Raw genomic sequence first — 2,422 nt, 5'->3', positions numbered from 1 at the left:
TCGGCATACATATTTTTACAGATGAAATTAGTTCAATTTGTTATTGCAATTTAGGTCAAATTAATTCTTTAAAATAAAGAATAGCTTCTGGAGGCTAATATGAAGAAGATGAAAAATCAATGGTTTTTTTGTTAAATGAAGATAGCAAATTGATATTAACAGTGAAACCTATGGGTTCCATTATAAGCTATTAAATACCAACCATTGTGGTTGGTATTTTTGGTTGTTTTGCAGTTGTAATATGTGTTATCCTAGATTATAAATTAAATGAAAATAATTAAGAGGTAATAGTAAGGAGTGATAGAAATTGAAAAGAATTGATATAAGACCAACAACTCTATCAGATTGTGAATTCATAATTAAAGCCAATGAAGGAATGGACGATGATTTTCTGCATCAATGGGCCGGACCGTCTTATGATTTCCCCATAACAATGGAACAAATAAAAAAAAGGCTGGTTGACAGTATATATACCAAGTTTTTTACTGCTGAAATCCAGGGTGAAACCATAGGAACTGTAGAGCTTGGATTTATAAACTACAAGAAAATGGAATGCAGGATATGCAGGTTTTTAGTTGGGGAAGAATACAGAAACAAAGGTTATGGAAGCCAAATATCAAAATATCTTATTGACTATGCTTTTAATGAGCTGAAAATGGAAAGGGTGATGCTCAATGTTTCATCTTCCAATATGTCAGCCATAAGATGTTATGAAAAAGTTGGGTTCAAGGTTGTGGAAAAGAAAGAAAAAAATAATGGGAACCTTTTATATGAGTTATTGAGATTATGAGTTATTATGTTTTGAATTAGTATAAAATAGTGATTAGTACTAACATGAATAATGTGATAGACAATGAAAATTATAGAAATTGATAAAGAGGAGTATTAATGAAATTTATATCAAATAGAAAAGAAATGGATTCGGATTCCAGTATTTCTGAATCAGATGTTATTGAAGAGTATGTCGATGTTCCGGTGAAGAATATCATTAATGCTTCAAGAGCCGAGGGTGCAATAGAGGCATTGAATATCATCCAAGGTAATTTGATGAGCTACTTGGATGATAATGGTATTGTACCAGAAGAGGCGGATCCAGAAATTAGGAAGATTGTAGGGCTTGTATTTAAAAGTTCTATAAACATTAAAAATGAGTGTCAAAGTATGCTGAAAGAGACTTATGACTTTAATTATGAACTTGATGGTATCAAAGTGAAGGTGCCTAAAGAGAAAGTGATAAGATAGATAGCAAACATTGATTGAGTTAAGAAAAGGAAGTTGTGAGTTAAGAATAGGAGACAAAAATGACAGGAAAATATAAAGTAATAACGTTATGTGGTAGCACCAAGTTCAAGGATGAATTTATTGAAGTACAAAAAAGATTGACGATGGAAGGAATTATTGTTATTAGTGTTGGTCTTTTTGGCCATGCAGACGGTGATTATCAGACTGTATTGACAGAGGAAGTAAAAGTGATGCTTGATGACATGCATAAAAAGAAAATTGACATGGCAGATGAAATATTTGTAATCAATAAAGGCGGATATATTGGGTCAAGCACTAATAGTGAAATCGAGTATGCAATGGGAACAGGAAAAAAAATTAATTATTTTGAAGAATAATATTCTTTTGTCTATTAGAATTAAACACAGTATTAATCAAAAAATGGAAAGAAAAATATTTTAGGAATTAATTTTGAGATAAGGGACATTTCGTTGAAGTGCAAATAAACATATGCTATACTATTGTTTGGGTAGGGACTGAATTTTAGATAGTAAATTAGGTGTCTGCCAAGCAGATGCCTTTTATATTTTGGAGAGGATAAAAACGAATCAAGGGAGCAGGAATGGGAAAGAATAATAGGAGTATCGACAGGAAAAGATTTGTTTATATTCCTTTTCTTATAGTCTTTTTTGCGGTACTTATAATAAATATCACCACATTTTTCGTCAGTAGAAACATTTATATGGAACAATCGGAAAATTATGCTGAAAATCTTGCAATTATGCTGTCAGACAATATAAAGGACAACCAAGAGAATCTGGACAGGATTATTGAATTATTGGATGAAAAGATGATAAGTGTAGGTAATGATGTTGTCATGAACATTGAGCATGTTGACAGCAAATACCTAAAGGAGCTGTGTGGAAACTTCAGCCTTCAAGAAATAAATTTGTATGATAATGAAGGAGAGATTATAATTTCCTCTGTTGATAGTTTAATTGGACGTAAATATGAAAAGGGCAGTCCCATTGACAGGTTTGTAAAGTCTTCTGAAAGAGTCAAGGTTGAGGACATCAGAAAGTCATTTGACAGTGATGACTATATAAAGTCGGTTTTTGTTCGAAGTGATGATGGCGGATTTGTACAGGTTGTAATAAACGCGGAAGATATATACAAGCTGATTGAAAAATATACATATCAG

General features: G+C 31.8%; 4 protein-coding genes. All 4 read left to right on the top strand.

Annotation, left to right across the window (positions count from 1 at the left end):
* Positions 1 to 307 precede the first annotated feature (307 nt).
* Positions 308 to 790: a GNAT family N-acetyltransferase gene (locus AC3AX0_RS11625; protein WP_487550448.1), complete on the top strand. Its 483-nt coding sequence runs from the start codon at positions 308 to 310 to the stop codon at positions 788 to 790.
* A gap of 98 nt (positions 791 to 888) precedes the next feature.
* Complete coding sequence (locus AC3AX0_RS11620) at positions 889 to 1,242, top strand: hypothetical protein (RefSeq protein WP_487550447.1); 354 nt, start codon at positions 889 to 891, stop codon at positions 1,240 to 1,242.
* 59 nt (positions 1,243 to 1,301) lie between these two features.
* The gene (locus tag AC3AX0_RS11615) at positions 1,302 to 1,619 is read left to right on the top strand and encodes a hypothetical protein (protein ID WP_487550446.1); all 318 of its coding nucleotides are present in this window, start codon (positions 1,302 to 1,304) and stop codon (positions 1,617 to 1,619) included.
* A 224-nt stretch (positions 1,620 to 1,843) separates the two neighbouring features.
* The coding region (locus AC3AX0_RS11610) for a hypothetical protein (protein WP_487550445.1) at positions 1,844 to 2,422 on the top strand (579 nt) is incomplete at its 3' end.

Source organism: Dethiosulfatibacter sp., assembly GCF_983023055.1.
This window is presented reverse-complemented; position numbering and strand designations above follow the sequence as displayed.